25 protein-coding genes are annotated in these 26,957 nt (G+C 68.0%); 10 read left to right on the forward strand and 15 right to left on the reverse strand.

The features are described from left to right. Nucleotides 1–14 precede the first annotated feature (14 nt). The 6 genes from ACQZ13_RS05560 to ACQZ13_RS05585 are packed head-to-tail and all read left to right on the forward strand — an operon-like array spanning nucleotide 15 to nucleotide 5,759. Nucleotides 15–1,265, forward strand: a complete 1,251-nt coding sequence (locus ACQZ13_RS05560) for an extracellular catalytic domain type 2 short-chain-length polyhydroxyalkanoate depolymerase (protein WP_431050222.1) — start codon at nucleotides 15–17, stop codon at nucleotides 1,263–1,265. Next, nucleotides 1,265–2,020 carry an ABC transporter ATP-binding protein gene (locus ACQZ13_RS05565; protein WP_431050223.1) on the forward strand — a complete coding sequence of 252 codons (756 nt, stop codon included), beginning with the start codon at nucleotides 1,265–1,267 and terminating at the stop codon, nucleotides 2,018–2,020. Before ACQZ13_RS05560 ends, ACQZ13_RS05565 begins: the two co-directional genes overlap by 1 nt. Beyond that, nucleotides 2,017–2,778 carry an ABC transporter ATP-binding protein gene (locus ACQZ13_RS05570; RefSeq protein WP_431050224.1) on the forward strand — a complete coding sequence of 254 codons (762 nt, stop codon included), beginning with the start codon at nucleotides 2,017–2,019 and terminating at the stop codon, nucleotides 2,776–2,778. Before ACQZ13_RS05565 ends, ACQZ13_RS05570 begins: the two co-directional genes overlap by 4 nt. Beyond that, the gene (locus ACQZ13_RS05575) at nucleotides 2,775–3,827 is read left to right on the forward strand and encodes a branched-chain amino acid ABC transporter permease (RefSeq protein ID WP_431050225.1); all 1,053 of its coding nucleotides are present in this window, start codon (nucleotides 2,775–2,777) and stop codon (nucleotides 3,825–3,827) included. The genes ACQZ13_RS05570 and ACQZ13_RS05575 overlap by 4 nt, the downstream gene beginning before the upstream one ends. A gap of 16 nt (nucleotides 3,828–3,843) precedes the next feature. After that, nucleotides 3,844–4,917: a branched-chain amino acid ABC transporter permease gene (locus ACQZ13_RS05580; protein WP_431050226.1), complete on the forward strand. Its 1,074-nt coding sequence runs from the start codon at nucleotides 3,844–3,846 to the stop codon at nucleotides 4,915–4,917. Beyond that, nucleotides 4,914–5,759, forward strand: coding sequence for an alpha/beta fold hydrolase (locus ACQZ13_RS05585; RefSeq protein ID WP_431050227.1), 846 nt, complete (start codon nucleotides 4,914–4,916; stop codon nucleotides 5,757–5,759). Before ACQZ13_RS05580 ends, ACQZ13_RS05585 begins: the two co-directional genes overlap by 4 nt. Before the next feature lie 19 nt (nucleotides 5,760–5,778). On the opposite strand, the gene ACQZ13_RS05590 is transcribed toward ACQZ13_RS05585, so the two are convergent. From ACQZ13_RS05590 to ACQZ13_RS05600, 3 genes are all read right to left on the reverse strand, one after another. Further along, nucleotides 5,779–6,039, reverse strand: coding sequence for a hypothetical protein (locus ACQZ13_RS05590; protein WP_431050228.1), 261 nt, complete (start codon nucleotides 6,037–6,039; stop codon nucleotides 5,779–5,781). After that, the gene (locus ACQZ13_RS05595; RefSeq protein ID WP_431050229.1) at nucleotides 6,029–6,241 is read right to left on the reverse strand and encodes a hypothetical protein; all 213 of its coding nucleotides are present in this window, start codon (nucleotides 6,239–6,241) and stop codon (nucleotides 6,029–6,031) included. Before ACQZ13_RS05595 ends, ACQZ13_RS05590 begins: the two co-directional genes overlap by 11 nt. 190 nt (nucleotides 6,242–6,431) lie before the next feature. After that, nucleotides 6,432–6,962 carry a response regulator gene (locus ACQZ13_RS05600; RefSeq protein WP_431050230.1) on the reverse strand — a complete coding sequence of 177 codons (531 nt, stop codon included), beginning with the start codon at nucleotides 6,960–6,962 and terminating at the stop codon, nucleotides 6,432–6,434. Between the two features lie 379 nt (nucleotides 6,963–7,341). Here ACQZ13_RS05600 and uvrA point away from each other — a divergent pair, with 379 nt between their 5' ends. Further along, nucleotides 7,342–12,978, forward strand: coding sequence for an excinuclease ABC subunit UvrA (gene uvrA / locus ACQZ13_RS05605; RefSeq protein ID WP_431050231.1), 5,637 nt, complete (start codon nucleotides 7,342–7,344; stop codon nucleotides 12,976–12,978). A gap of 85 nt (nucleotides 12,979–13,063) precedes the next feature. Here uvrA and ACQZ13_RS05610 read toward each other — a convergent pair whose 3' ends face one another. The 5 genes from ACQZ13_RS05610 to ACQZ13_RS05630 form a co-directional block, all read right to left on the reverse strand. After that, complete coding sequence (locus tag ACQZ13_RS05610; protein WP_431050232.1) at nucleotides 13,064–13,954, reverse strand: hypothetical protein; 891 nt, start codon at nucleotides 13,952–13,954, stop codon at nucleotides 13,064–13,066. Beyond that, nucleotides 13,951–14,526 carry a DUF6932 family protein gene (locus ACQZ13_RS05615; protein ID WP_431050233.1) on the reverse strand — a complete coding sequence of 192 codons (576 nt, stop codon included), beginning with the start codon at nucleotides 14,524–14,526 and terminating at the stop codon, nucleotides 13,951–13,953. Before ACQZ13_RS05615 ends, ACQZ13_RS05610 begins: the two co-directional genes overlap by 4 nt. Nucleotides 14,527–14,650: 124 nt before the next feature. Further along, the gene (locus tag ACQZ13_RS05620; RefSeq protein WP_431050234.1) at nucleotides 14,651–15,034 is read right to left on the reverse strand and encodes a VOC family protein; all 384 of its coding nucleotides are present in this window, start codon (nucleotides 15,032–15,034) and stop codon (nucleotides 14,651–14,653) included. Between the two features lie 46 nt (nucleotides 15,035–15,080). Continuing rightward, nucleotides 15,081–15,374 (reverse strand): hypothetical protein, encoded by a 294-nt coding sequence (locus ACQZ13_RS05625; RefSeq protein WP_088405002.1) that lies wholly within the window; start codon nucleotides 15,372–15,374, stop codon nucleotides 15,081–15,083. A gap of 73 nt (nucleotides 15,375–15,447) precedes the next feature. Beyond that, entirely contained in the window at nucleotides 15,448–16,062 is a 615-nt protein-coding gene (locus tag ACQZ13_RS05630) for a hypothetical protein (protein ID WP_431050235.1), read from the reverse strand. A 214-nt stretch (nucleotides 16,063–16,276) separates the two neighbouring features. Here ACQZ13_RS05630 and ACQZ13_RS05635 point away from each other — a divergent pair, with 214 nt between their 5' ends. After that, nucleotides 16,277–18,946: a prolyl oligopeptidase family serine peptidase gene (locus ACQZ13_RS05635; RefSeq protein WP_431050236.1), complete on the forward strand. Its 2,670-nt coding sequence runs from the start codon at nucleotides 16,277–16,279 to the stop codon at nucleotides 18,944–18,946. A 169-nt stretch (nucleotides 18,947–19,115) separates the two neighbouring features. Here the strand turns inward: ACQZ13_RS05635 and ACQZ13_RS05640 are convergent, their stop codons facing one another. From ACQZ13_RS05640 to ACQZ13_RS05655, 4 genes are read right to left on the reverse strand one after another with little or no spacing between them, the layout of a single operon-like run. Then, nucleotides 19,116–20,615, reverse strand: a complete 1,500-nt coding sequence (locus ACQZ13_RS05640) for a M48 family metalloprotease (RefSeq protein WP_431050237.1) — start codon at nucleotides 20,613–20,615, stop codon at nucleotides 19,116–19,118. 24 nt (nucleotides 20,616–20,639) lie between these two features. Continuing rightward, nucleotides 20,640–21,251: a UPF0149 family protein gene (locus ACQZ13_RS05645; RefSeq protein WP_431050238.1), complete on the reverse strand. Its 612-nt coding sequence runs from the start codon at nucleotides 21,249–21,251 to the stop codon at nucleotides 20,640–20,642. A gap of 46 nt (nucleotides 21,252–21,297) precedes the next feature. Further along, nucleotides 21,298–21,540, reverse strand: coding sequence for a hypothetical protein (locus ACQZ13_RS05650; RefSeq protein WP_431050239.1), 243 nt, complete (start codon nucleotides 21,538–21,540; stop codon nucleotides 21,298–21,300). 4 nt (nucleotides 21,541–21,544) lie between these two features. Continuing rightward, nucleotides 21,545–22,459: a DUF808 domain-containing protein gene (locus tag ACQZ13_RS05655; RefSeq protein WP_431050240.1), complete on the reverse strand. Its 915-nt coding sequence runs from the start codon at nucleotides 22,457–22,459 to the stop codon at nucleotides 21,545–21,547. 156 nt (nucleotides 22,460–22,615) lie between these two features. On the opposite strand from ACQZ13_RS05655, the gene ACQZ13_RS05660 reads away from it, so the two are divergent. Together ACQZ13_RS05660 and ACQZ13_RS05665 are read left to right on the forward strand one after the other, a co-directional pair. Further along, a complete protein-coding gene (locus ACQZ13_RS05660; protein WP_431050241.1) occupies nucleotides 22,616–23,098 on the forward strand; it encodes a thioredoxin family protein in 483 nt (160 codons plus the stop codon). Between the two features lie 239 nt (nucleotides 23,099–23,337). Then, a complete protein-coding gene (locus ACQZ13_RS05665; RefSeq protein WP_431050242.1) occupies nucleotides 23,338–24,168 on the forward strand; it encodes a transposase in 831 nt (276 codons plus the stop codon). Between the two features lie 15 nt (nucleotides 24,169–24,183). Here the strand turns inward: ACQZ13_RS05665 and ACQZ13_RS05670 are convergent, their stop codons facing one another. The 3 genes from ACQZ13_RS05670 to ACQZ13_RS05680 form a co-directional block, all read right to left on the reverse strand. Beyond that, nucleotides 24,184–24,660: a hypothetical protein gene (locus ACQZ13_RS05670; RefSeq protein ID WP_431050243.1), complete on the reverse strand. Its 477-nt coding sequence runs from the start codon at nucleotides 24,658–24,660 to the stop codon at nucleotides 24,184–24,186. Between the two features lie 194 nt (nucleotides 24,661–24,854). Next, nucleotides 24,855–26,228, reverse strand: coding sequence for a bifunctional UDP-N-acetylglucosamine diphosphorylase/glucosamine-1-phosphate N-acetyltransferase GlmU (gene glmU, locus ACQZ13_RS05675; protein ID WP_431050244.1), 1,374 nt, complete (start codon nucleotides 26,226–26,228; stop codon nucleotides 24,855–24,857). 85 nt (nucleotides 26,229–26,313) lie between these two features. Then, complete coding sequence (locus tag ACQZ13_RS05680) at nucleotides 26,314–26,955, reverse strand: DUF4136 domain-containing protein (RefSeq protein WP_431050245.1); 642 nt, start codon at nucleotides 26,953–26,955, stop codon at nucleotides 26,314–26,316. Between the last annotated feature and the right edge of the window lie 2 nt (nucleotides 26,956–26,957).

A 26,957-nucleotide genomic window follows, 5' to 3' on the forward strand; every position in this document is an offset into this window, starting at 1 on the left:
CAAGGAGGTTTCCGATGAAGTTCTCCGTTCTGATCCGTTCGCTCGGCGCCGCGATGGCGCTCACCGGGGCGGCCCATGCCGCCGTGCCGCTGCCCTCGCTCAACATCGACAAGACCCAGATCACGGTGTCGGGTCTGTCGTCGGGCGGCTTCATGGCCAACCAGCTCGGCTACGCGCATTCATCGACGTTCAAGGGCGTCGGCGTCTTCGCCGCCGGGCCCTACAACTGCGCCGGCCACAGCAACTACACCGCCTGCATGTACAACGCGACGATCTCGTCGTCCGCGCTGAACACGATGCAGGCCGACCTCAACAACTGGAGCGGCACGGCGATCGACGCCAAGAGCAACGTCGCCTCGCAGAAGGTCTTCCTGTTCGTCGGCCTGAGCGACACCACCGTCGGGCCCAACCCGATGAACGCGGTGCAGACGCAGTACCTCAACAACGGCGTCACGGCGGCCAATCTCGACTACGTCCAGCGCAGCGGCACCGCCCACGTGCTGCCGACCGACTTCGACGCCGCCGGCAACAACAGCTGCGGCAGCAGCGCGTCGCCCTACATCGCCAACTGCGGCTATGACGGCGCGAAGGCGGTGCTCACGAAGCTCTACGGCAGCTTGAGTGCGCGCAACAACAGCCCTGCCGCGGCCAACTACATCGAGTTCGACCAGACCGCGTTCAGCACGAACCCCGGTCTCGCGGCGACCGGCTGGGCGTATGTGCCGGCCAACTGCGCCGCCGGTCAGCTCTGCAAGCTGCATGTGGCGCTGCACGGCTGCCAGCAGAACTACGCCACCATCGGCGACAAGTTCGTGAGGAACACCGGCTTCTCGCGCTGGGCCGACACCAACAGCATCGTCGTGCTGTTCCCGCAGACGAAGGTCGACAACACCTCGCGCTCGACTGCCGCCAGCGGCCTGCTGCCCAACCCGAACGGCTGCTGGGACTGGGTCGGCTGGTACGGCTCCAACTTCGCGCAGAAAGCGGGCACGCAGATCGGCGCGATCAAGGCGATGGTGGACAAGGTGGCCGGCGGCACGACCGGCAACCCGGGCGATCCCGGTGATCCCGGCGACCCGGGCACGCCCGCGACCTGCTTCACCTCGTCCAACTACACACACTCCATCTCGGGCCGCGCGTACGCGCTCTACGGCATCACCTACGCCAACGGCTCCAACCAGGCGATGGGTCTGTGGAACATCTTCGTCACCACGACGCTGAAGCAGACCGCGCCCAACTACTACGTGATCGGCACCTGTCCCTGATGCTGGAGACCCGCGACCTCACCATCCGCTTCGGCGGGCACACGGCGGTGGACCGCGTCAGCTGTGCCTTCCATCCGGGCACGCTGACGGCCATCGTCGGGCCCAACGGCGCCGGCAAGACGACCTACTTCAACCTGATCTCGGGGCAGCTCGTCGCCAGCGCCGGGCGCGTGCTGCTGGACGGTGAAGACCTGACCCGAATGACGGCACCGCTGCGCACGCGGCGCGGACTGGGGCGCGCCTTCCAACTGACGCAGCTGTTCCCGAGCTTGAGCGTGCTCGAGAACGTGCGTCTGGCCGTGCAGTCGCGGCGCGGCGAGGGCCTGCGAATGCTGTCCGTCTGGCTCAACCATCGTGAACTGATCGAAGAGGCGCGCGCGATCGTCGAACGCGTGCGGCTCGGCCACCGCGTCGATGCGACCGCCGCGAGCCTGCCTCACGGCGATCAGCGCAAGCTGGAAGTCGCGATGCTGATGGCGCTGAAGCCCAAGGTCTACCTGTTCGACGAACCCACCGCGGGCATGAGCGTCGACGAGGTGCCGGTGATCCTCGACCTGATCCGCGCGCTGAAGGCGGAAGGGACGCACACGATCCTGCTGGTGGAACACAAGATGGACGTGGTGCGGGAGCTGGCCGATCGCATCGTCGTGCTGCACAACGGGCAGCTCGTCGCGGACGGCGAGCCCGAGACGGTGATCGCCTCGCCGGTCGTGCAGAGCGCGTATCTGGGGCTCGCCATGCCGGAGGTCGCATGACAGCCTCGACGCCCAAGACCCTGCTGCGCCTCGAAGGCGTGCACACACACATCGGGGCGTATCACATCCTGCATGGCGTCGATCTGGCCGTCGTCGAGGGCGAGGTCACGATGCTGCTCGGCCGCAACGGCGCCGGCAAGACGACGACGCTGCGCACGGTGATGGGCCTGTGGCGTGCGAGCGCGGGCCGCGTGCTGTTCGACGGCCGCGAGATCCAGGCCACGCCGACGCCGGAGATCGCGCGTCTGGATATCGCCTACGTGCCCGAGAACATGGGCATCTTCGGCGACCTCACGGTGCGCGAGAACCTGCTGCTGGCCGCGCGGCAGGCGCGCTCGCTCGATGACCTCGATACCGCGCGCCTGGAGTGGCTGTTCGGGCTGTTCCCCGCGCTGCGCAAGTTCTGGCTGTATCCCGCCGGCAAGCTGAGCGGCGGGCAGAAGCAGATGCTGGCGATCGCGCGCGCGATGGTGGAGCCGCGTCGGCTGCTGCTGATCGACGAACCGACCAAGGGGCTGGCGCCGGCGATCATCCGCAACCTCATCGACGCGCTCGGCGAGATCAAGCGCGGCCGCGACGGCGTGCGCACGACGGTGCTGCTGGTCGAGCAGAACTTCATGGTCGCCCGCGCGCTGGGCGACGGCGTGGCCGTGATGGACGACGGTCGCGTCGCACATGCCGGCCGCATGGCCGATCTGGCCGACGACGAGGCGCTGCAGCAGCGGCTGCTCGGCCTTTCCCTGGCGGCACACCAATGACCCCGAATCCGCAATCGCATCCGCATCCGCTGGCGAGCCCGAACCCGACCGATCCCGTTCCCAGGGCCCGCTTCGACGCGATCCCGCTGCTGCTGGTCGTCGCGCTGGCGCTGGCGGCGCTGCCGATGATCGGCTCGATGTCGAGCTGGGCCACGCTGACCATCGCCGGCCTCGCCATGGGGCTGATCGTCTTCGTCATCGCCTCGGGCCTGACGCTGGTCTTCGGCCTGATGGACGTGCTGAACTTCGGCCACGGCGTGTTCATCGCGCTCGGCGCCTTCGTCGCGACGACGGTGATGGGCGCGATGAACACTTACGGGGGCTTCGTGTCGAGTCCGTCGCTCATGGTCAATCTCGCCGCGGTGGCCGTCGCGGCGCTCGCCGGCATCGTCAGCGCGGCGGCGCTGGGCCTGGTCTTCGAGCGCGTGCTGGTGCGGCCCGTCTACGGCATGCACCTGAAGCAGATCCTGATCACGATGGGCGGGATGATCATCGGCGAGGAACTGATCAAGCTGGTCTGGGGCCCGCAGATGATCCCGCTGCAGCCGCCGGAATCCCTGCGCGGCGCGCTGGTGCTGGGCGATGTGGCGGTCGAGAAGTTCCGTCTGCTGGCCGTCGTCGTCGGCCTCGCGGTCTTCATCGGGCTGCTGTGGCTGCTCAACCGCACCAAGCTCGGCCTGCTGATCCGCGCCGGGGTCCAGGACCGCGAGATGGTCGAGAGTCTCGGTTACCGCATCCGGCGGCTGTTCGTGGCGGTCTTCGTCGCCGGTTCCGGCCTGGCGGGCCTGGGTGGCGTGCTCTGGGGGCTCTACCAGCAGAGCGTGATCCCGCAGATCGGCGCACAGGTCAATACGCTGATCTTCATCGTCATCATCATCGGCGGGCTGGGCTCGACGCTGGGCTGCTTCGTCGGCGCGCTGCTGGTCGGCCTGATGGCCAACTACTGCGGCTTCCTCGCGCCCAAGGTGGCGCTGTTCTCCAACATCGGGCTGATGGTCGCCGTGCTGCTGTGGCGGCCGCAGGGCCTCTATCCGGTCGGCCACCGTTGAGCGGAGCGAGCTTGCCATGCGCCTGATCCGTTCGCTGCTTTCCCACGACCTGCCGCGCAGCCGCCTGCTGGCGGCGCTGCTGCTGCTCACCGTGCTCGGACTCGCGTTCGCGCCGTTCGTGTTCCCGGGCACCAAGGCGATGAATGTCGCGGCCAAGATCCTCGTGTTCATCGTGCTCGTGGGCAGCTACGACCTGCTGCTCGGGTACACCGGCATCGTGAGCTTCGCGCACACGATGTTCTTCGGCATCGGGGCCTACGGCGTCGCCATCGCGAGCTCGCGAATGGCGCCGGGCTTCACGGCGCTGGCGCTCGGCATCGGCGGCGCGCTGGCGGTGTCGCTGCTGCTGGCGCTCGTCATCGGGCTGTTCTCGCTCCGTGTGAAGGCGATCTTCTTCGCGATGATCACGCTGGCCGTCGCGGCGGCGTTCCAGGGCCTGGCTTCGCAGCTGTCGGACTTCACCGGCGGGGAGGACGGGCTCAACTTCAGGCTCCCGGCGCTGCTTTCGCCGTCGACGGAGTTTCTTGAGGAGCCTGTGCTCGGCGTTGTCGTCGACGGTCGGCTGTTGACCTACTACCTGCTGTTCGTCGTCGCCGTGATGCTGGTGCTGGCGCTGCTGCGCATCGTCAACTCGCCGTTCGGCCGCGTGCTGCAGGCCATCCGGGACAACGACTTCCGCGCCGAAGCCATCGGCTACCGGCTGGTGACCTACCGCACGCTGTCGACGCTGCTGGCGGCGGTCTTCGCCACGCTCGCCGGCGCGCTGCTGGCGATCTGGCTGCGCTACAACGGGCCGGACACCTCGCTGTCCTTCGAGATCATGCTCGACATCCTGCTGATCGTCGTGATCGGCGGCATGGGCACGATCTACGGCGCGGTGGTCGGCAGCGCGTTGTTCGTGCTGGCGCAGAGCTACCTGCAGGATCTGATGCGGATAGGCGCGTCGGCGGTGGAGGGCGTGCCGGTGCTGTCGCAGCTGATCGCGCCGGAACGCTGGCTGCTGTGGTTGGGCGTGCTGTTCGTGCTGGCCGTGTATCACTTCCCGAACGGGTTGGTCGGACGCCTGCGGCAGGCGAGGAGGGGATCGTGACGTCGACGTCGAACTACCTGCGCTGCGAGGGCCGCGAGATTCATTTCCAGGCCTGGGGCGACCCGGGTGCGGAGCCGGTGGTCGCCTGGCACGGCCTGGCGCGCACCGGGCGCGACATGGACGAACTGGCGGCCCACCTCGCGGGGACGGGCCGCTACTTCGTGGTGTGTCCGGACACCCTCGGACGAGGGCTGTCGCAGTGGAGTCCGGATCCAGACAACGAGTACTGCCTGGCGTTCTACGTGAAGCTGGCGGTGGCGCTTGTCGATCAGCTGGGGTTGCCGGAGTTCCACTGGGTAGGCACGTCGATGGGCGGCGCGATCGGCCTGCTGGCCGCGGCGACCTCGCTGCGCGGGCGCATCCGGCGGCTGGTGCTCAACGACATCGGCCCGGAACTCGCGGAACCGGCGATCCAGCGCATCCGCAGCTACGCGGGGTCGCCGTCGGCGTTCGATACCGTGACGGCGCTGGAACAGTACTTCCGTCAGATCTACCAGCCCTACGGCTGGATGAGCGATGCGCAATGGCGGCGCTTGACGGAGAGCTCTGTGCGTCGGCTGCCCGATGGGCGCGTGACGCCGCATTACGACCCGGCGATGGTCCGCCAGTTCTTCGTCCATCCGGACGATTACAAGCGCTGGACCGAGTGGGACTCGTTGAGCCTGCCGGTGCTCTGCCTGCGCGGGGAGAGTTCGGATCTTCTGCTGCTGGAGACGGCCGACGCGATGCGCGTGCGCGGTCCGCGGGCGAAGGTGGTGACGATCCCGGGCTGCGGGCACGCGCCAGCGCTGAACGTGCCGGAGCACTTCACGATCGTGCAGCGGTTTCTTGAGAACGGGTGAGCGTGCGGCATGCGAGGCCTCATCGCTTGATGAGCCAGCCCAGCACGCCGCCGAACACGGTCGTCAGCGTCGACAGCGCCCACTGATGGCTGTCATCGGCAGCGCAGGTGTTGGCAAGCACGAAGATGCTGAAGCCAACGAGCGTCAGCAGGATGACGTTGCTGACCACGAACAGTCCCAGGTCCTTGAATCGACGGACGCTTGCGTCAGCCGAAGGTTCTGGCGAGCTGAAGGTGCCCGAGAAGGTGACCCCGGGCGCTTGCAGTGCATCAGAAGCCAATGAATTCCTCCTTCAGCGTCGACCGTTGATCCGCGTCGACGACGCCAACCGCATGTCCGTTGCGGATGGCGCTGCGGGCCATCAGGAAGAGCGACACCGCTCGCGCCAGAAACTCGGGAAAACTGAGACTGTCTGCGGCGTAGATGCGCTCCAGCGCGCGGTGCTGGTCGTCAGGCATGTCCAACTGAAAACGCACGGTCATTCGCGACTCCTTCGTCTGGTGCCCGGACATCGGGCACGGATCGAAAGTGGAGCACGCAGGCAGCGCTCAACGCCAGTGCCGCGACGGGGGATTCGCGGAAGCTTTGCGCGCCGTCAAAGACCCTCGAAATAACGAGCGTCCCCCCGTTGTGGCGACGCTTCGTCCCTCGTCGGAGGGATCCCTCGCGGGGTCAGTCGTTGAGCTGCGGCAGATCCAGCCAGCGCGCCAGGCGGCGGCGCAGCGTCAGGAAGTCGAGCGGCTTGGTCAGGTGCTCGTCCATGCCCGCCTTCAGGCTGTCGGCGACGTCGCTGTCCAGTGCGTGCGCGGTCAGCGCCAGGATGGGGAAACGCGGCAGCCGTCCCTGCGCCTGCTGCTCCCGCAGCCGGCGCGCGCATTCCAGGCCGTCCATGCCCGGCATCTGGATGTCCATCAGCACCAGGCTGGGGGCCGCCTGTTCGCACAGGTCCAGCGCTTCCTGGCCGTTGCGGGCGAGCTGGGTCTTCAGCCCCATCAGCGCCAGGAACTCCAGCGCGACGACCTGGTTGATCGGGTTGTCCTCGACCAGCAGCACGAAGGGCTCGCCGGGCGCCGGACGCTGGCCGGAGACGGAAGGGTCGGTCATCGTGGACGGGGGAGCGGGCTTGGCGGACGCGTCGGAGGTCATCAAGACCAGCGTGGTCTCGGAACTTCCGGAAAAGGGATGGCCGTCGTTTCTGTCCATGTCGCTTGTCGTCCCCGATCCGATCAGGATGCGGGTATTCCCTAGAAAAGTCGTCCGCCGTTCGGGTGGGACCGGCATCGTGTGTTGCTCGGCGACGACGGGGTCCATTGTTGCCGCACCCCCCGAAGACTAGCAAGTGTGCGGAAGTCATCAATCGGAGGCCTTGACAAGAGGTAGGCGAAGGCTTCCTGAGCGGTCGCGCGCTTGCAATTGCTTACCACTGTGTCGTGCCCGCCGCCACGGACGCCCGCCGGACGGTTGCCCTCCCACGGTCCGCCGCCCGTTCGCCCACTCGTTGACCGCTGCTGCCAATCCGGGGCGCGGCGCTCCCTAGAATCATCGCCCACTGCCTTTTTCGAGGCGCGAGAGACGACACCACATGTCCGATTCCGATATCCGCATCCGGGGCGCCCGCCAGCACAACCTCAAGAACCTCGACCTGGACATCCGCACGGGGGAGCTGACGGTGGTGACCGGGCCCAGCGGGTCGGGCAAGTCCAGCCTGGTCTTCGACACGCTGTATGCCGAGGGCCAGCGCCGCTACGTGGAGACCTTCTCCGCCTACGCGCGCCAGTTCCTGGACCGCATGGACCGCCCGGCGGTCGACAAGGTGGAAGGCGTGCCGCCCGCCATCGCGATCGACCAGACCAACCCGGTCCGCACCAGCCGCTCCACCGTCGGCACGATGACGGAGCTCAACGACCACCTGAAGCTGCTGTTCGCGCGCGGCGCGGCGCTGTTCGACCGCGACACCGCCCTGCCGGTCCGCCATGACACGCCGCAGACCATCTACGCCGAGCTGCTGGCGCGCACCGTCGGTGACGACCCGCGCCTGGTGCTGACCTTCCCGGTCGAGCTGCCCGAGTCGGTCAGCGCCGGCGAGGTCGAGCAATGGTTGTCCGCCTCCGGCTTCACCCGCGTGCAGTCGGAGCGCGTCGTCAACGGGCGCAAGGTGCTGGACGTGGTCGCCGACCGCTTCCGCATCCAGGGCGTCGAGCAGGCGCGCGCGATGGAGGCGATCGAGCTGGCGCTCAAGCGCGGCAGCGGCCGCCTGACGGTCCACGTGCTCAGCGCGGAGGAAGGCGTCGAGCCGACGCTGTGGCGCTACTCCACCGGCCTGCATTGCCCGGAGAGCGACATCCGCTACGCCGATCCGCAGCCGGCGCTGTTCTCGTTCAACTCGGCGATGGGCGCCTGCGAGACCTGCCGCGGCTTCGGCCGGGTGATCGGCGTGGACCTCGGCCTGGTCATCCCCGACGAGCGCAAGACGCTGCGCGGCGGCGCGATCAAGCCGATGCAGACGCCGGCCTGGAAGGAGAGCCAGGACGACATGTTGAAGTACGCCGGCGACGCCGGCATCCCGCGCGACACCGCGTGGAACCAGATGACGCAGGCTCAGCGCGACTGGGTGATCGACGGCAGCCCGAACTGGAACGGCAACTGGAACAAGCAGTGGTACGGCGTGCGCCGCTTCTTCGAGTACCTGGAGAGCAAGGCCTACAAGATGCACATCCGGGTGCTGCTGTCGAAGTACCGCAGCTACACCGAGTGCCCGACCTGCCGCGGCGCGCGGCTCAAGACCGAGGCGCTGCTGTGGCGCGTCGGCTCGAAGGCGCTGGCGGACGCGGCGCTGCCGGCGGACAAGCGCTTCATGCCCGAAGGTGTCAAGTGGACCCGCGCGCAGCTCGAAGCGCTGCCGGGCCTGTCGGTCCACGACCTGATGCAGCTCCCCATCCATCGGCTGAGACGCTTCATGGACGAGCTGCAGTTGCCGGGCTCGCTGCTCGACGAGGCGCTCAAGCTGCTGCTGGACGAAATCCGCAACCGGCTGAAGTACCTCGTCGACGTCGGCATCGGCTACCTGACGCTGGACCGCCAGAGCCGCACGCTGTCCGGCGGCGAAGTGCAGCGGATCAACCTGACGACGGCGCTGGGGACCTCGCTGGTCAACACGCTGTTCGTGCTGGACGAGCCCAGCATCGGCCTGCATCCGCGCGACATGAACCGCATCGTCGAGGCGATGCAGCGGCTGCGCGACGCGGGCAACACGCTGGTCGTCGTCGAGCATGACCCGGCCGTGATGCTGGCGGCGGACCGTCTGATCGACATGGGCCCCGGACCGGGACAGCAGGGCGGGCAGATCGTCTTCGACGGCACGCCGGAGCAGATCCGGTCGGCCGACACCCTGACCGGCTCCTACCTCGGCGCGCGCAAGCACGTCGGCATGGGCCTCAAGCGCGTGGTCGAGGAGAGCACTCCGCGCCTGATCCTCGAAGGCGCGCGAGAGCACAACCTCAAGAACGTCAGCGTCGAGTTCCCGCTGCAGCGCATGGTCGCGGTGACGGGCGTGTCCGGCTCGGGCAAGAGCACGCTGATGCAGGACGTGCTCTATCCGGCGTTGGCGCGCTGGTTTGGCCAGGCCACCGAGACGCCGGGGCAGCATGACCGCCTGCTGGGCGCGGACTGGCTGGCCGACGCGGTCTTCGTCGACCAGTCGCCGATCGGCAAGACGGCGCGTTCCAACCCGGCGAGCTACGTCGGCGTCTTCGACGAGATCCGCAAGCGTTTCGCCGACACGCCCATGGCCAAGGAGCGGAGCTACGGCGCCGGCATGTTCAGCTTCAACGCCGGCGACGGCCGCTGCCCGACCTGCGGCGGCTCGGGCTTCGAGCACGTCGAGATGCAGTTCCTGTCCGACGTCTACCTGCGCTGCCCGGATTGCGACGGCAAGCGTTTCCGCGCCGAGCTGCTGGAGGTCAAGCTCGAGCGCGCCGGACGGCAGCTCAGCGTGTCGGACGTGCTGGAGCTGACCGTGGCCGAGGCGCTGGGCGTCTTCAAGGACGACCGCGAGGTCATCAACAAGCTGCAGCCGCTGTCGGACGTCGGGCTGGACTACCTGACGCTGGGGCAGCCGGTGCCGACGCTGTCGGGCGGCGAGGCGCAGCGGCTCAAGCTGGCCGGCTACCTGGCCGAGGCGGCTTCCAAGCCGCGCCAGGCGACGGCGACCAAGGGCACCTTGTTCCTCTTCGACGAACCGACGACGGGGCTGCACTTCGACGACATCGCCAAGCTGATGCGCGCGATGCGCAAGCTGCTTTCGGCGGGGCACTCGCTGATCCTGATCGAGCACAACCTCGACGTGATCCGCGCGTCGGACTGGGTCATCGATCTCGGGCCCGAGGGCGGCGAGGACGGCGGTCTGATCGTCGCGACCGGCACGCCGGAACACCTGAAGGACCACCCCACCTCGCACACCGCGAAGGCGCTGCGCGACTACGCGCTGGAGATGGACCGGGCGCCGGTCAAGGTCTCGGAAGGCCAGCCGCTGCAGTCGCTGCTGCGCCGGCGCCGTCAGGAAGACGAGGTGATCCGCATCGTCAACGCGCGCGAGCACAACCTGAAGTCGGTCGACGTCAGCATCCCGCGCGGCAAGTTCAACGTCGTGACCGGCGTGTCCGGTTCGGGCAAGAGCACGCTCGCCTTCGACATCCTCTTCAACGAGGGCCAGCGCCGCTATCTGGAATCGCTGAACGCCTACGCGCGTTCGATCGTGCAGCCGGCGGGCCGGCCCGAGGTCGACGCGGTGTGGGGCATCCCGCCGACGGTCGCCATCGAGCAGCGCCTGTCGCGCGGCGGCCGCAAGAGCACGGTCGCGACGACGACGGAGGTCTGGCACTTCCTGCGCCTGCTTTACGTGAAGCTCGGCGTCCAGCATTGCGCGCACGACGGCACGCCGGTCAAGCCGCAGAGCGTCGAAGCCATCGCCGCGCAGCTGCTGCGCGACTTCAAGGGCAAGCACATCGGGCTGCTTGCGCCGCTGGTGGTCAACCGCAAGGGCGTCTACACCGACCTGGCGAAGTGGGCGAAGCAGCGCGGCCATACGCACCTGCGCGTGGACGGCGAGTTCCTGCCGACCAGCCCGTGGCCCCGTCTGGACCGCTTCAAGGAGCACAGCATCGAGCTGCCGGTCGGCGACATGACGATCACGCCGGAGACCGAGGCCGAGCTGCGCGAGCTGCTGGCCAAGGCGCTGGATCACGGCAAGGGCGTGGTGCATGTCCTCTCGCCGCTGGACGGCCTGCACGAGGCGCTGCGCAGCGGCAAGGCCACGCGCGGCATCGGCGCGCTGCGCGTGTTCTCCACGAAGCGCGCTTGCCCGCAGTGCGGCACCAGCTATCCGGAACTCGATCCTCGGCTGTTCAGCTACAACTCCAAGCACGGCTGGTGCACGACCTGCGTGGGCACGGGCCTGTCGCTGACACGCGAGCAGCGCAAGGCGCTCGACGACACGCAGCAGGACAAGGACAACCGCGGCCGTGAGCAGAGCTTCCCGGCGGAGGAAGCCGAGATCGAGGACCTGAGCGACGCGCCGTGCCCGGATTGCCACGGTGCGCGGCTGAATCCGGTGGCGCGCGCGGTGAGCTTCGAGCACGAGACCATCGGGACGGTCGCGTCGTGGAGCGTGAAGGAGGCCCGCGAGTGGATCGCCGCCCTGACGCTGACCGGTCGTGACGCGGAGATCGCGCGCGACGTGGTCGTCGAGATCAAGGGCCGCCTGGAGTTCCTGGAGGAGGTGGGGCTGGGCTACCTGACGCTGGACCGCGCGGCGCCGACCCTGTCGGGCGGCGAGGCGCAGCGCATCCGTCTGGCGGCGCAGCTCGGCAGCAACCTGCAGGGCGTCTGCTACGTGCTGGACGAGCCGACCATCGGCCTGCATCCGCGCGACAACCAGATCCTGCTGAAGGCGCTGGCGACGCTGGGCGACAAGGGCAACACGCTGGTGGTCGTCGAGCACGACGAGGACACGATCCGTCGCGCCGACCACATCATCGACATCGGCCCGAGCGCGGGCAAGCGCGGCGGACGCGTGATCGCCGAAGGCACGGCCGAGGAGATCGCGAAGAACCCCGATTCGCTCACGGGACGTTTCCTGTCGAGACCGCTGGTGCATCCGCTGAAGGAGCGCCGCGTGATGGAGGCGGACGCGCCTAAGCTGACGGTGCTCAACGCGACGCTGCACAACCTGCTGGGCGTGACGGTGGACGTGCCGCTGCACCGGCTGGTGGCGATCACGGGGGTGTCGGGCTCCGGCAAGTCGACGCTGGCGCGGGACGTGCTGCTGGCCAACATGGCCGCGGCGGTGCCGCTGCGCCGGGCGCCATCGAAGTGGGTGGGCTGCGACGCGGTCGAAGGTCACGCGCAGGTGGACCGCGTGCTCGAAGTCGACCAGACGCCGATCGGCAAGACGCCGCGCAGCTGCCCGGCGACGTACATCGGCTTCTGGGATGCGATCCGCAAGCTGTTCGCCGAGACGCTGGAAGCGAAGGCGCGGGGATACGCGCCGGCCCGTTTCAGCTTCAACACCGGCGAGGGCCGCTGCCCCGGCTGCGAGGGTCAGGGCATGCGCACGATCGCGATGAGCTTCCTGCCGGACGTGAAGGTGCTGTGCGACCAGTGCCATGGACAGCGCTTCAATCCGGAGACGCTGGCGGTGAGCTGGCGCGGCAAGAGCATCGGCGAGGTGCTGCAGATGGAGGTCGACGAGGCGGTGGAGTTCTTCGCCGCGATGACCTCGATCTCGCACCCGCTGAAGCTGCTGCAGGACGTGGGGTTGGGCTATCTGACCCTGGGGCAGCCGAGCCCGACCTTGTCGGGCGGCGAGGCGCAGCGGATCAAGCTGGTGTCCGAGCTGGTGAAGGTGCGCGACGACGTCACGCGCCGCGGCCAGAAGGCGCCGCACACGCTGTACGTGCTGGACGAGCCGACGGTGGGTCTGCACATGGCGGACGTGGAGAAGCTGATCCGCGTGCTGCACCGGCTGGTGGACGGCGGGCACAGCGTGGTCGTGATCGAGCACGACCTCGATGTCATCGCCGAAGCGGACTGGGTGCTGGACCTCGGACCGGAAGGCGGCTCCGCCGGCGGCCGGGTGGTGGCACAAGGCAGACCGGAAACGCTGGTCGAGCAGGGGACGCACACGGGGAAGGCGCTGCAGCCGGTGCTGGCGAGACGGTGAGTTCGCTTCGACGTCCAAGTGAACTCACGTGGACCTCGCCATCTGGCCGCGGAATCCACGCTGGATCCGCGGCCAGAAGCATGTGCTAACGAGGAAGCGCGTTCAGTGTGAATCGAGGACGACCTTGACCCACTTGAACGACGTCGAGTGTGATCGTCGTCGAGCGCTTCAACCACTCCCTGTTGATGAGTCCAGGATCTTCGACAAGGGGGCCGATCTTTCCCTTGATCAGTCCTTCTGAGGTCTGAAACTCAAAGGACCTGCTGTTCGGAAGCACGCCAACAAACTCGCCGTTGTAGGACGCTCGATCTTCCTTGATGTTGCTTTCCTGTAGCCGCGCAGCTGAATGCTCCAGTTGACGGAGGTCGTCGTACCGGAAGAGTTTCTGTTTGAACTCCAACCCGCACCAGGCTTGGTGATGTTGAAGCAGCCCGAGGAACTCGGAAATCTTCTTGACCGCACGGGGGTGAATGGCATCGACCAGTTCTGCGACATCGTCGTCGCTCCCTAGCGCCGATGCTTCGAGCAAATGCTGCATCGTCTGCAGCGCTTCTCCAGCCTTCTCGCGTTCCGGAAGAAGAGCGCCAGATGGAAGCTCAAATTCAAAGCCGAATGAGCCAATTGCGGTTCCGGTGATCAGCAACTGATTTTTGCCCCGGTCCGGGATCGGACCCATGAAGCGCAGGCTTTCGTTGAGGCCGGCTGCGACAGCTGCGAAAGCGTCCGCGAACGCGTTCGACGCTTTGCCGCCGAACTCGGCGGAGATGCCGCGGCTTCCGACCACAGGCCGGCCACGGAATGTGAGGCGCGCTCGTTCCGGCGTGGGACGGCTGGCCTCGATGTCGTAGGCTGCCTGCGCGGATTTCAGCCGATTCTGGAGTGACGACCTCCGGATCGCAGCGGAATCGGGCATCTGTTCGAGCAGCAGTTGAAGCTCCCGAATCTCGGAGAGAAGTGCATCGCTGCGATTGATCATGGTGTCACCCCAAACGCAGCCTTGGTGGCCGCGATTGCCTGCGCTGCCAATGGATCCTGCATCGCATCCAGGTCGACCTGCACGAAACCCTTCCAAACGCCGTCACGCCTGTGGGACCACATGCTGTGCCAATACGCCACCTGCTGAATGGCTGCGGGGCTCATCGGCATGCCAAGGACGTCCCAATACGAATCCACTCGGAACGTCTCTTTCACATGCGCGTGATCGAACAACTGAGGATTCTTCGCCACGAGTGACGTTTCGGTCTCTCCTGCGGGAATCTCGAAGAACGTGACGACATCAATGTCGCGTGGGGACCGACCTTCCGTGGCTTCCACGTTCTCCAGGAAGCTTCCATCCAGCCATTGGAAGCCCGTCGTGATTCCAAGGCGGTGAATCTGGCTTCGAAGCTGCAGCAGGCCCTCAGCGATTTCAAGTCGCTCGGCACTGTTCGCCATGCCGTCCACGAACACATGCAGCGGAACTTTGTAGGGTGAACGGTCCGGGTCGCTGCCAGTCGCTCCGGGCCTGACTGGCGGAATGATGCCCTGTAGGTTCCAAGCGGGAATCATGCAAGCGTCTCCTGACCCTGAGTTCGTTCAATTGCTCCAGCAGACTGGAGCAAAGACGACTGTAGATGAGTTCAAGCAGGGTCAAAAGAAGGCGTGGTGCGTGCCAGGTGGTGCCTGAACCATCTCACACTTCCGGATACGCCCTGATCTCGATCAGATGCCTGTTCGGATCGTTGAAGTACAGCGTCGGTGCCGCGCCTCGGGCGCCGATCTCTTCACCGGGCCCGGTGTTGGTTCCGACCGCGTGGAAGCTCGGTCCGTAGCCGATGCCGGCAGCCTTCACGCGTTCGAAGATGTGCTCGAACTCCTCGGGTGACACCGAGAACGCGTAGTGCTCCATGCCAGGTGTTCCCCATGGCGCGAGCTGCAGCTGACAGTCCCGGCCGACGCGGATCACCGTGAACGGACCCGATTCGCCTTCGTTCGTGAAACCCAGGATGCCGACGTAGAACGCGACGCTGTCGGCGAGGTCGTTGACCCTGAGGATGAGGTGATCGAGGGCGGCCATCGCGGCGCTTCCGGAGCTATCGTTCGGCCCGCGCGCGGCGAGACGCTCAATGCGGCTTGCGCCGCTGCCGCTGTTCGAAGTCGTCGCCGTGATAGACGTTGCCGTCCCAGGTGCCGGAGCGGTGTTTCGCCCGTGCAATCGCGTCGAGCGCCGCATCGTGGGCCGCGCGGCGGCGTTCGCGAGAATTGAAGCGGCCTCGCAGGCTGAACCCGCTCATGCGCTGCCCCAGCCGCTTCAACCAGGCGCGCCAGGCCAGTTGATGCCGGCGCGGCAAGGCCATGTCGATCGCGAGGAACACGCAGGTCAGCAGACCGAGAGTGGCGAGGACTTGGGCGAACATACGTCGGCGCTGTGAATCACACCTTGCTGGTGTGTAAGCCGACCACTATACGCGAGGCCCCGCGAGGCGTCTGTCAGTCGCGATGCCGTCCATGGCCGTGGCCGTGGTCGCCCCGGTCACCCCGATCTCCGCGATCGCCACGGTCACCGCCGCGATCCCAGCCGCCCCGGTCGCCACCGCGGTGGTCGTCCCGACGCTCCTCCCAGCGGCGGCCTTCCCAGCCGCGACGGTCGTCGCGGTGGTCGTGCCAGTCGCGGCGGCCGTCCCAATGATCACGGCGCGGCGGATCCCAGCGCGGCGGCGGGGGCGGTGCGTACACCGGCATCGGATGCACGTGCGGGCGGCCGTAGTAGGCCGGCGCATAGGCGCGGGAGTACCAGCCCTCCTGCACGAAGTACACCTGGCGGCCGCAGGCGCCGTAGTAGCCGCAATGGCGTGCCCAGGACCGGTAGTGATGCGGCGGCACGCGCAGATAGAGCGGCGGCGCCGGCGCGTACACGCGCTCGATCACCATCGGCTGCGCGTACACCACGTCGGGACGGACGTTGCCCACGTCGATCCGGCCGTAGAAGCCCGGCTGCCCGACGCTGATGGACACGCCCACGTCGCCCGCGAAGGCCGCCGGCGCGCTCAGCGCGCCGACCGTCAGCGCCACGGCGCCGAGGATGCGTTGAATCAGGTGCTTCATCGAATACCTCTTTCTGGTGCTTCCGGTTCGCTTCGCGACCTTTCCCCCTGCCGGAGGTCATGGGCGAGGCGTCCGGAAAGGGCCTGCCTAGGGAAAGTATGGACAGTTAACGCGCGCTTGACGGATGCGGTGGACAGCCGAGGGGTAAGCAGTTGTTGACCGCGTCCCTAGAATCCCGCGTCCCCCGCCGACCCTGCGGGACGTGGAGCAACGATTGAAGCAATGGATCCTCACTTCCCTGGCGCTGGCGACCCTGGCGACGGGACTGGCGACCAGCGAGGTCTCGCTGGCACAGACGGCCGCCGCACCGGTGGCCGTGACCAACCGGCCGCTGACGCTGGAACAGCTGTTCCGCGCCGAGCCCTATCGCGGCGAGTCCGCCAAGGACGCGAAGTTCAGCGCCAGCGGCCGTTACGTCGCCTACCTGTGGAACCCGTTCGGCGAAGCCGGCAGCGACCTCTACGTGCATGACACGCAGACGGGCAAGACGCTGCGCGTCACGTCGCCGACGCTGATGGCCGCGGTGGAGACCCCCGAAAACCTGGAGCGCTACGCGAAGAAGCTCAAGCAGAAGCGCGACGAGCTGGCCGAGCGCCAGGTGCGGGAAGAGGCGCAGGCTGCCTACCTGCGCGGCGAGCCGGTGGACCTGGAGCAATGGGAGCGCAAGGCCATCGAGGAAATGAAGGTCGAGCTGGCCGAGCGCAAGGCCCGCGACGAGGCCCGCAAGGCCGCCGAGAAGGCCGCGTGGGGCGACGCCGCCGTCGCGGCGGCCGCGCCTGCTTCCGGCGCGTCGGCGCCCGAGGCGAAGAAGCCGGCCAAGGATCCCAAGGACATGGCGCTCTGGGAGCTGCGCGACGAGCTGAAGAAGAAGCGCGAGCGCGAGAAGCTCAAGCCCGAGGACCTCTATCCCGGCGTGTCGCAGTTCGTGTGGGCGTCCAAGGGCGAGGAACTCGTGCTCGCGTACCGCGGCCAGCTGCTGCGCTGGAAGGCCGGCAGCGAGCGCGCCGAGCCGCTGCTCGCCACGGGCCGCACGCTCAAGCCGGTGGCCTACGCGCCGGACGACCAGTTCCTGATCGTGCAGGACGAGACGCGCGTGCTGCGCGTGCGCCTGGCCACGGCCGGCATCGAGGTGATCAACCGAGAGCTGTTCAATCCGGACGACGAGGACCGCAAGTTCAAGATCGCCCAGACGGCGATGAGCGAGGACGGCCGCTGGATGGCGCTGGTGGCCAACGCGCCGCTGGTCGGCGCGGACGGCAAGCCGCTGCCCAAGCCGGGCCGGCAGGTCGAGATCATGAATTTCAACGACCGCTGGGCGACCGCGAAGAAGGTCGACCGCGAGGTCTCCGACGACAAGCGCGGCGTGCCCTCGATGGCGATCTACATCCGCAAGGTGCCGACGCCCGGCGCCGCGCCGGAACGCCAGCCGCAGCCGGTGTTCACGCATCCGGGCGGCGACAGCTGGTTCGAGATCTCGCCGGTGGTGTGGGCCCGCGACGGCAGCGTCTACGCCTTCACGACCTTCGAACGTGAGAAGGATCAGTTCCGCGTCTACCTCGGCAAGCCGGGCGAGGCGAAGCCCGAGATGGTGCTGGAGCGCCGCGCGCCCATCCACCACGAGCTGGTCAACGTGATGACGCCGTCGTTCACGCCGGACTCCAGGCAGCTGGTGCTGATCCTGGCCGACAACGGCTGGCGCCAGCCCTACGCGATGAGCCTGGCGGCCGGCGCCGACCGGTCGGTGAAGCCGCTGCTGACGGGCGAGTTCGAAGCCTTCCAGGTGCTGGGCTTCACGCCGGATGCGAAGACGATGTTCGTCGTCGCCAACAAGGACGACTACGCGGCGATGAACGTCTGGCGCGTGGACCTGAAGGACGGCCGCATGACGGCGCTGGGCCGCTCGCCGGACTACCACCGCAACGCGGTGGTGGCGCGCAACGGCCAGTGGGCCGCGGCGGTCGCCGGCAACTGGGCCGAGCGTCCCGAGCTCAAGCTCCTGAAGGGTCAGGCCCCGGCGGCCGGCGCGGAAGCGGGCAAGCTGCTGACGCAGAGCCACGATCCCGCCTGGGCGCAGGTCGACGTGCTGCGTCCGGAGCGCTTCAGCTTCAAGAACCGCCACGGCGACACCATCCCCGCCTACGTCTTCAAGCCGCTGGGCTGGGCGCCGAGCGACAAGCGCGCGGCGATCGTCTACACCTACGGCGGCCCGCTCAACGACCGCCACTCGGTCGAGACCGACAGCTTCCAGCCGACCGGCTACGTCTTCGCGATGTACATGGCGGCCAAGCACGGCTACGTCACGGTGACGGTGGACCCGCGCGGCCACTCCAACTACGGCGAGAAGTTCGCCGATGCCAACTGGGAGAAGCCGGGCGCGCCGCAGACGGAAGACCTCGAGGACCTGGCCGCGTACATGAAGGCCAACCTGGGCGTCGACGGCGCGCGCATCGGCCTGAACGGCTGGAGCTTCGGCGGCTTCCAGACCCAGTACACGATGTACACCAAGCCCGACCTGTTCGCGGCCGGCATCGCGGGCGCAGGCCCGACGGAATGGGAGAACTACAACAGCTGGTACAGCGGACGCACCATCGGCAAGGTCGACCGGACCAAGCCCGTGCTGCGCAAGTACTCGCTGCTGCCGCTGGCGAAGAACCTCAAGAAGCCGCTGATGCTGGTGCACGGCATGCAGGACCCGAACGTGCTGTATCAGGACACGGTCAACGTGTACCGCGCGCTGCTGGAGTCGGGCAAGGAAGGGCTGGTCGAGCTCTTCCTGGATCCGGACGGCGAGCACGCCCTCGGCGGCGCGGTGAAGGCCGTCGGCTGGCATCGCAAGTACGAGGCGTTCTGGTTGCGCAATCTGGGACCGGCGCAGCAGAAGTGATGCCATAGTGCTTGGCGTGTCGGCGCCCACCTGCTGAAGGTGGTGCGTTGGCCGCCAGGTCGCAGGGCCCTGGCGTCAAGCGCCAGAACCCCGCGACCAGCCGTCCCCCATCAGCCCCGCACTTCGTCGGTTTTGCGACCGAGAATTGCGGGGCTTGTCGTTTCAGGGATCAGGGCGCCGCGACGACCGTCTTCACGCGCTCACCCACCTTGGGCAGTGCTTCCCCGCCGTAGCGGCCGTTGAGCAGCTTCAGCTGCGCCTCGGTGATCACCGAGCCCTTCGCCATCTCGGCGAAGCCGCCGGCCGGGTAGGACCGCAGCGCGACCTTCCACGGCTTGGCGAGTTTCCTGTCGTCGGCCGTCAGCGCACGGAAGCTTTCCTCCGCCTGCGTGAGCGCAGCGCGACGCGACTGCAGCGACTGTCCGTCCTTCGCCGCGTACACCAGCGCGTACACCGCGCCCTTGGCGCTCGTGATCAGCGTGATCTCGGCATTGCCGCGCTGGCCTTGCGCGTTCTTGCGCACGCCGCTGAAGTGCGTGGCCTTCAGGCCGTTGATCGTCTTCGCGTCCGTGCGGCCCTGCTCCGCACCCCAGCGGCGCAGGATGTCGTCGTGCACCGTGCCCGCCTTCTCCGGCACCGGCTGCAGGATCAGCGCGGCGTCGCGCTGCGGACTCATCACCGTCAGGGTCTCGCTGCCGTTCTGCAGCGCCCAGCCGGTGGGCGCCGTCAGCGCGATGTCCAGCGTCGGATGCAGGAACTGCTGACCGCGCACCAGCCCCTGCGACGGGCTGTCGCCGAAGACCATGCCGTCGATCGCCTGCAGGAAGGCCGCACGGTTCTCGTCGACCGGCTTGTCGCCGGTGAGCTGTGCCGCCTCGTCGCGGATGCGCTGCAGGCGCTGATCGTTGCTCGGGTGCGAGGCCAGCCAGCTGTTGCCGCTCTGGGGTTGCTTGCCTTGCGCCCTGGCCTGGTCGGCGGCGAACTGCTCCTGGTCCTTCAGCACCTGGATCACGTCGACCATGTGCTTGGGGTCGTAGCGGTTGCGCGAGAGGTATTCGGCGCCGAGCTGGTCCGCCTGCAGTTCCTGGTCGCGGCTGTAGGAGGCGATGTAGCCCGCCGCGGCGTTCTGCGACACCTGGCCCGCGAGGTCCGTCGCGCCGCTGACGCCGCGCGATTCGAGCACCGCGCCGAGCACCGTCGCCGCCAGCACGCCGATGCCGGCGTTCTGCTGCCGCGTCGCGCGCTGCGCGCCGTGGCGCGCCGTCACGTGGCCGATCTCATGGCCCATCACGCCGGCCAGGTCGGCCTCGTTCTCCATGTACGCGAGGATGCCCCGCGTCACGTAGACGTAGCCGCCCGGCAACGCGAAGGCGTTGACCTCCGGACTGTCGAGCACGGTGAAGTGCCACTCCAGCTCCGCCCGATGAGACTGCGCCGCCAGCTTGTTGCCCAGCGCGGTGACGTAGGCCTGGAGCTTGGCGTCGTCGACGACCGAGTACTCCTTGAGCACGTCCTGATGCGCCTGGCGGCCCGTCGCGACTTCCTGCTGCGGGCTCATCGCACTGCGCTCGGTGCGGCCGGTGACCGGGTTGACGACGTTGGTGCCGCAGCCGGCGATCGTCAGCAAGGCGGCGGTGGCCAGCACCGCGAACGGGAAGGAGCGCTTCATCGGGTCATCGGTCTCCGGTCTATCTCAATCCGCCTGCGAACGCAGCGTCCACAGCGTCAGCACGCCTTCCGGCACCTCGCGGCTGAGCGCGTCGCGCCAGTGCAGGTCGGTGAGCTTTTCCTGGTCCTCGGCGCTGAGCTGGCTCTCGTCGCCGCCCAGCAGGGCGATCGGCGCCAGCGCGGCCGCGGTCTTGATGTGGTCGAACAGCGGCGTCCAGGCCTCGCCGTCCTGGTCGACGCCGATCATGAAACCGGTGCACCAGTCCTCGGCGTCCACCAGCTGCTGTTCGCCTTCCTCGGCGACGCTGAAGATGGGCTCCCACTCGTCCTGCTTGGAGGTCCACTGCACCGACAGGCTGTGCACGTGACGCAGCAGCAGCAGGGCGATCTTCTTGCGCTGCTTGCCGCTGGAGAACGGATCGCCGCCGCCCCAGACCGGGCTCATCCATTCGGCGCCGGGCTTGCCGCTCAGCGGCAGCGGGCTCAGCAGCTGCGCGCTGAGGTAGCCGTCCAGCGCCTCGATGTTCATCGCGGCGTCGTTGTCCAGCTCGGACAGGAAGTCGTCCAGGTCCGACAGTTCGTCGTCGGTCAGCGGGGTGTATTGCGCCTTGTCGGGCTGGTACTGCGGAAAGTCCATGTCGGATCCTGGAGAGTCGGGCGATGTTCAGTGGAATCAGTGGCGCTCAGCCGTGGCGGCCGTGACGGCTCTTGGGCTTGCGGCCGTCCATGTCGGTCAGCTGCGTCTTGAGCAGGGCCATCAGCACGCGGGCGTTGGCCTCGGTCATGACCAGCAGCGTGCTGGGCTCGATGCCCTCCACCGGCTCGCGTTCCTTGACCAGGGCGTCCAGCTTGAAGGTCACCAGCCCGCTGGTGGAGGAGTTCGAGGCGCCCTTGAGCTTCTGGACTTCGATGTGATGCGTCTTCATGCCGTCATTCTCGGCGATGACGCAGGCGCTGGATACCGGTCACCGCCGCCACGAGGACGACCCCCGCCAGCAGGCCGGTGATCGCGTCGCCCAGCACCTCGACGGCCGTGCGCGCGAAGCCGCTCACGCCCATCGCCTCGACGACGTGCTGGATCGCGTGGTGCAGGAAAGGCGCGCCGTGCGTCAGGATGCCGCCGCCGACCAGGAACATCGCCGCCGTGCCCGCCACCGCCAGGACCTTCATCAGCCACGGCGCCAGCCACAGCAGGCCGCGGCCCAGCGCCTGCTTCCAGGCGGCGGCCTTGCGGCTCAGCCAGAGGCCGACGTCGTCCAGCTTGACGATGCCGGCGACCAGGCCGTACACGCCGATCGTCATCAGGATGGCGATGCCGGACAGCACCATCAGCCGGGTGGTGAACGGCGCATCCGCCACCGTGCCCAGCGTGATCGCGATGATCTCGGCGGAGAGGATGAAGTCCGTGCGGATCGCGCCCTTGACCTTGTCGCGCTCCAGCGCGGCGAGGTCGATGGCCGGGTTCGCCACCGCTTCGGACAGCGCCGCCTGATGGGCGTCGTCCGCCTCGGTGTGCAGCCACTTGTGGGCGAGCTTCTCCATGCCCTCGAAGCAGAGGTAGGCGCCGCCGATCATCAGCAGCGGCGTGACCAGCCAGGGCGCCCAGGCGCTGATGGCCAGCGCGGCCGGGACCAGGATGGCCTTGTTGAGCATCGAGCCCTTGAAGACGCCCCAGACCACCGGCAGTTCCCGGTCGGCGCTGACGCCGGTGACCTGCTGCGCGTTGAGCGCCAGGTCGTCGCCCAGGACCCCCGTCGTCTTCTTGGCGGCCATCTTGGAGAGCAGCGCCACGTCGTCCAGGACCGTGGTGATGTCGTCGAGCAGTGCGAGCAGGCTGGAGGCCATGGCGGAAGGATCCCGTTCCCTGAAAGTGATGATTTGTGCGAAACCCGCCTTTGTACCGCAAGCCATCGGGCTTTCGGCTCGCGGACAGCGGTTTCTCCGCCCTTGGAGCTCCTCGCGACCGTCACGGAATTGAAGCCGGTGGCACACTCCGGCGTCATGAAACGTCGCACCGCCTCCCTGCTGTTCGCCGCCGCCCTCGCCGCGGTGTCCGTGACCTCGGTCCACGCCGCCGACGCCGTCCCGGGACCGGGTCCCTACGACGAGCAGGCCGACGCCCGTGCCGACATCAACAATGCCGTCGCCCGCGCCGCCAAGGACGGCAAGCAGGTGCTGGTGGTCTACGGCGCCAACTGGTGCAAGGACTGTCTGGCGCTGAACAAGGGCTTCAAGGACGGCCACCTCGGCGCCGCCGTCGACAAGCGCTTCGTGACGGTCAAGGTCAACGTCGGCCGCTTCGACAAGAACGTGGACGTCGCCAACCAGATGGGCGTGACGCTGAAGAAGGGCATCCCGACCGTCGCGGTGATCGGCGGCGACGGCCAGGTCCTGGGCACGACCAAGGGCGGGGAACTCGCCGACGCCCGCAACATGGGCGAGGACGCCGTCATGAAGGTGCTGGAGTCGCTCGGCAAGAGCTGAGGCGGCGTTCCGGGATCCATGCGTAGGCAGTCATCCCGAGCGCCCGAAGCCGCAAGCTGAAAGCCGGTTTGCTGCGGCGGACGGGTTCCAGGTTTTGCTGTTGAGTCCTGACCCCCGATAGCCCTTCGGCTATCGCCTCGGCCCCGCAGGCCCCGCGATCAGGGGTCAAGTCTTGCGCCCAGGCCGGAATCCCGGCCCGGGCGCTTGTCTTTTGTGCGCTCATCGCCTATTTGTTGGGCATGGCCAGGCCTCTTCGCATCGAATTCCCCGGCGCCGTCTATCACGTGGCGACACGTGGCGACGCGCATGTGTTCTCCGACGACGAGGACCGGCAGGTGATGCTCGGCCTGATCGAGCAGGCGGCGGAACGCTTCGACGCCCAGGTGCTCGCCTACGGGCTGGGCCGCGAACACTACGAACTGCTGCTGTTCACGCGGCAGGCCAACCTCTCCCGGCTGATGCGCCATCTGAACGGCGTGTACACCCAGGCGCACAACCGCCGGCACGGGCAGATCGGGCACGTTTTCCAGGGGCGCTTCAAGGCGGTGCTGGTGGATCGCGAGCATCTGCTGCTCGACGCCTGCCGCTATGTGGAGCTGATCGGGCGGCGCGCCGGGCTGGCGTCGTCGCCGACGGCCTGGCGCTGGAGCAGCCTGCAGGCGCACGCCGGGCTGGTGACCGCGCCGGAGTGGCTGGAGATCGACGGGCTGTGGACCAACGTCCTGGGTCGCGTGCCGCAGAACGCGGCGGATCGCCGCAAGGCGGCGCAGCGGTATCAGGCGATCGTGGAGTCGGAACCCGACCTCGACATCTGGAGCCAACTGAGGCACCAGATCTTCCTGGGCGATGCGGCCTTCGTGCAGCGCACCGTGCGGCTGAGCGAGCATCCGCCGCGCTCGCCGCGCCCGCGTCGCTGGGGCGATTGGCTCAAGTCCAGCGGCAGCCGGGAAGAGGCGCTGTATCGCGCGCATACCGAGGGCGGTCAGTCGATGACTGAACTTGCGCGTGAATTGGGACTGTCAGTGTCCCGAGTCAGCCGGCTGATTGCCGGCCATGAACGCCAGCGCTGAACAGCGGCTGAAGGCTTAATGCAGTGCCCGGGCGGGAGCTGCAGGGCACGCTGCTACCGATTCGTCAGACTCGGCCGCCTCGTTCCAGGCGGCCGTCGTCATTTCACGAGCGGCGCTCAGCTGATGGCAGAGTTCGGCGACGCCCAGGCCATCGGCCTGACCTTCTGGCATCGGCAGGGCCGACACCTCGGCCGGCAGATCCGCCAGCGCGCCCAGCAGCTGGAACAGCAGTTCCAGATCCGGTTCGGCGTCCGGCGCCCGTTGCTGGCGAGCCAGTCCCAGGCTGCGGCACAGGTAGAAGCAGGCTTCCGCGGCCTGATCCGACATCGCGTGCGACATTGCCAGCTGCTCCAGCGACTCGGCCCGGGCCGCCTGGGCGGCCGGATCGTCCGAGCGGTCCGCCAACGCGTCCAGCGCGGCGGACGCCGGCGGGACGGCGATCACGTCGTCGTCCTGGGGCAGCAGCTTGGAAGCGGTTTTGGAGTTCGCCATAAGGATTCAGCTGGGGAACAGCGGTTCAGCCAATCAACGACACAGATCCTAGGCAGCTACCGGCAAACGCGCCTCCCACGGGTTGGGGGGAACGCGCTCCAGTTCGGCGACCAAGTGCCGAGGCCCGGGAACTTGTCACACTTCGTGACACGAACAAGCCGAGCTTACGGCCTTTCATCGCCGATTTGGGTGAATCACTTCCCTTTCTTGGGGCGGCTCCAGCCCGAAATCACGGTTTGTCGGCCACGCGCCACAGCCAGGCCGCCGGGTTCGACGTCCTTGGTGATGGTCGATCCGCCGCCGATGGTGGCCCCGTCGCCCAGGGTGACGGGCGCGACGAGCACGCAGTTCGAGCCCACGTGCACGTCCGCGCCGATGGTCGTGCGGTGCTTGTTGGCGCCGTCGTAGTTGGCCGTGATGCTGCCGGCGCCGTAGTTGACGCGCTCGCCCACGGTGGCGTCGCCCAGGTAGGCCAGGTGGTTGGCCTTGGCGCCCTTGGCCAGCGTCGAGTTCTTCACCTCGACGAAGTTGCCGATGTGGACCTCGGCGCCCAGCTGCGCGCCCGGGCGCAGCCGCGCGAACGGGCCGATCAGCGCGCCTTCGCCGACGCTGGCGCCGGCGGCCTCGCCGTCGATGTGGGTGAACTCATGGATGCGGGCGTTGGCGCCAATGGTGGCGTTGCGGATCACGCAGTTCGCGCCGATGCGCACGCCGTCGCCCAGCGTCACCTGGCCTTCGAAGACGCTGTTGACGTCGATCTCGACGTCCTTGCCGCAGGTGAGGGTGCCCCGCAGGTCGAAGCGGGCGGGGTCGGCCAGGCGCACGCCGGCCGTCATCAGCGCCTCGGCCTGGACGAGCTGGAAGCGACGCTCCAGCTGCGCCAGCTGCGACGGGCTGTTGACGCCCAGCACTTCGGTCTCGTCGCCCGTCTTCACGCCGACGACGGACACGCCTTCCGCCACCGCCATCGCGACGATGTCGGTCAGGTAGTACTCGCCTTGCGCGTTCTTGTTGTCGAGCTGGCTGACCCAGCGCTTCAGCGCTTCGGTTGGCGCGGCCATGATGCCGGTGTAGCACTCGCGGATGCTGCGCTGCGTCTCGCTGGCGTCCTTGTGTTCGACGATGGCCTTGACCTGCTCGCCCTCGCGGACGATGCGGCCGTACCCGGTCGGGTCCGCGTACTCGATGGTCAGCAGCACGAGCTTGTCGCCGCCGCAGGCCTCGACCAGCGCGCGCGTGGTCGCGGTGCTGATCAGGGGCGTGTCGCCGCTCAGGATCAGCGTGGTGCCGCCGGCGACCAGCGCGGGGACCGTCTGCTGGATGGCGTGCCCGGTGCCGAGCTGCGGCTCCTGGCGCACGAAGCGCAGGGCCTCGCCGCTGACGCCGGTCTCGACCTGCTCGGCGCCGTGGCCGGTGATCACGATGCGGGCCTGGGCGTCCAGCGCCGCGGTGCTGTCCAGCACGTGCTGGAGCAGCGCGCGGCCGGCCAGCTTGTGCAGCACCTTGGGCAGGCTGGACTTCATGCGGGTGCCCTTGCCCGCGGCCATGACGACGATGTTCAGCGACATAAGAAAAATCGCGGTTCCCTGTTGGAGAGACCGCGATTATCGGGGTGACCGGGGTGCGCCGGACGGCGCGCCGGGTAGGGCCGTCCTACTTCGACGGCGTCAGTTGCACCGTCACGCGGTGCGGCTCGGGCCGGGTCTGCGGGAAGTCGGTCAGGGAGGCCTCGAAGAGCGCGCCGAAGAGCTCCTTGCCGCCTTCGGTCAGACCGTCGTTGGAGGCGCGCGCCTCGTACAGCGGCTCGTTGGTCTTGCGGTCGCGCAGCAGCATCGCGACCTCGCGGTCGTAGCGGCGCTCCATCATCGGATCCATCGGGTAGGAGTAGCCCCAGCGGCTGTAGTACGGGCGCCAGGCCGGACCGTAGCGCCAGCCCCAGTAGCTGCCGTTCCAACGCCACCAGAGCGGGTCGTCCCACGGGGCGGGGCCGGAGCGGCTCACGCGCGCGCCCAGCGACACGACGACGTCGGCCGCCTTCGGGTCGGCGGCCTCGGTGAAGCCGGCCTTGAGCAGCGCGCCGCGGGCGGCGTCTTCGAGCGAGGCCTGGTTCGCTTCGTTGCGCTGCTGGGAGGGGAGGCGCTCGAAGGCGAAGGTGCCGGGCTGGCGACTCGCCGGCCAGCTGCCGAAGGTCTGCGCATCGGCGGTGACGCTGTTGAGGGCGGCGCAGCCGGTGAGCGACAGCGCGGCCGCGGCGCCCAGGCTCAGCAAGGCGACTCGACGATTCAGGGTGAACATGA

This window comes from Roseateles sp. L2-2, from assembly GCF_050613215.1.
In the GTDB taxonomy this organism is placed as follows: Bacteria; Pseudomonadota; Gammaproteobacteria; order Burkholderiales; family Burkholderiaceae_C; genus Roseateles; species Roseateles noduli.

What these genes read in the sequence shown, in the direction of transcription:
- ACQZ13_RS05620 (WP_431050234.1), bottom strand. Translation starts at nt 15,034, where the DNA reads ATGGCCGCCCTCGATCACCTCATCCTCAGGGTCAACGACCTCGCCGAC.
- ACQZ13_RS05575 (WP_431050225.1), top strand. Translation starts at nt 2,775, where the DNA reads ATGACCCCGAATCCGCAATCGCATCCGCATCCGCTGGCGAGCCCGAAC.
- ACQZ13_RS05630 (WP_431050235.1), bottom strand. Translation starts at nt 16,062, where the DNA reads ATGAAGCACCTGATTCAACGCATCCTCGGCGCCGTGGCGCTGACGGTC.
- ACQZ13_RS05565 (WP_431050223.1), top strand. Translation starts at nt 1,265, where the DNA reads ATGCTGGAGACCCGCGACCTCACCATCCGCTTCGGCGGGCACACGGCG.
- ACQZ13_RS05610 (WP_431050232.1), bottom strand. Translation starts at nt 13,954, where the DNA reads ATGATCAATCGCAGCGATGCACTTCTCTCCGAGATTCGGGAGCTTCAA.
- ACQZ13_RS05640 (WP_431050237.1), bottom strand. Translation starts at nt 20,615, where the DNA reads ATGAAGCGCTCCTTCCCGTTCGCGGTGCTGGCCACCGCCGCCTTGCTG.
- ACQZ13_RS05580 (WP_431050226.1), top strand. Translation starts at nt 3,844, where the DNA reads ATGCGCCTGATCCGTTCGCTGCTTTCCCACGACCTGCCGCGCAGCCGC.
- ACQZ13_RS05645 (WP_431050238.1), bottom strand. Translation starts at nt 21,251, where the DNA reads ATGGACTTTCCGCAGTACCAGCCCGACAAGGCGCAATACACCCCGCTG.
- ACQZ13_RS05625 (WP_088405002.1), bottom strand. Translation starts at nt 15,374, where the DNA reads ATGTTCGCCCAAGTCCTCGCCACTCTCGGTCTGCTGACCTGCGTGTTC.
- ACQZ13_RS05615 (WP_431050233.1), bottom strand. Translation starts at nt 14,526, where the DNA reads ATGATTCCCGCTTGGAACCTACAGGGCATCATTCCGCCAGTCAGGCCC.
- ACQZ13_RS05670 (WP_431050243.1), bottom strand. Translation starts at nt 24,660, where the DNA reads ATGGCGAACTCCAAAACCGCTTCCAAGCTGCTGCCCCAGGACGACGAC.
- uvrA (WP_431050231.1), top strand. Translation starts at nt 7,342, where the DNA reads ATGTCCGATTCCGATATCCGCATCCGGGGCGCCCGCCAGCACAACCTC.
- ACQZ13_RS05595 (WP_431050229.1), bottom strand. Translation starts at nt 6,241, where the DNA reads ATGACCGTGCGTTTTCAGTTGGACATGCCTGACGACCAGCACCGCGCG.
- glmU (WP_431050244.1), bottom strand. Translation starts at nt 26,228, where the DNA reads ATGTCGCTGAACATCGTCGTCATGGCCGCGGGCAAGGGCACCCGCATG.
- ACQZ13_RS05660 (WP_431050241.1), top strand. Translation starts at nt 22,616, where the DNA reads ATGAAACGTCGCACCGCCTCCCTGCTGTTCGCCGCCGCCCTCGCCGCG.
- ACQZ13_RS05680 (WP_431050245.1), bottom strand. Translation starts at nt 26,955, where the DNA reads ATGTTCACCCTGAATCGTCGAGTCGCCTTGCTGAGCCTGGGCGCCGCG.
- ACQZ13_RS05570 (WP_431050224.1), top strand. Translation starts at nt 2,017, where the DNA reads ATGACAGCCTCGACGCCCAAGACCCTGCTGCGCCTCGAAGGCGTGCAC.
- ACQZ13_RS05665 (WP_431050242.1), top strand. Translation starts at nt 23,338, where the DNA reads ATGGCCAGGCCTCTTCGCATCGAATTCCCCGGCGCCGTCTATCACGTG.
- ACQZ13_RS05560 (WP_431050222.1), top strand. Translation starts at nt 15, where the DNA reads ATGAAGTTCTCCGTTCTGATCCGTTCGCTCGGCGCCGCGATGGCGCTC.
- ACQZ13_RS05655 (WP_431050240.1), bottom strand. Translation starts at nt 22,459, where the DNA reads ATGGCCTCCAGCCTGCTCGCACTGCTCGACGACATCACCACGGTCCTG.
- ACQZ13_RS05650 (WP_431050239.1), bottom strand. Translation starts at nt 21,540, where the DNA reads ATGAAGACGCATCACATCGAAGTCCAGAAGCTCAAGGGCGCCTCGAAC.
- ACQZ13_RS05600 (WP_431050230.1), bottom strand. Translation starts at nt 6,962, where the DNA reads ATGGACAGAAACGACGGCCATCCCTTTTCCGGAAGTTCCGAGACCACG.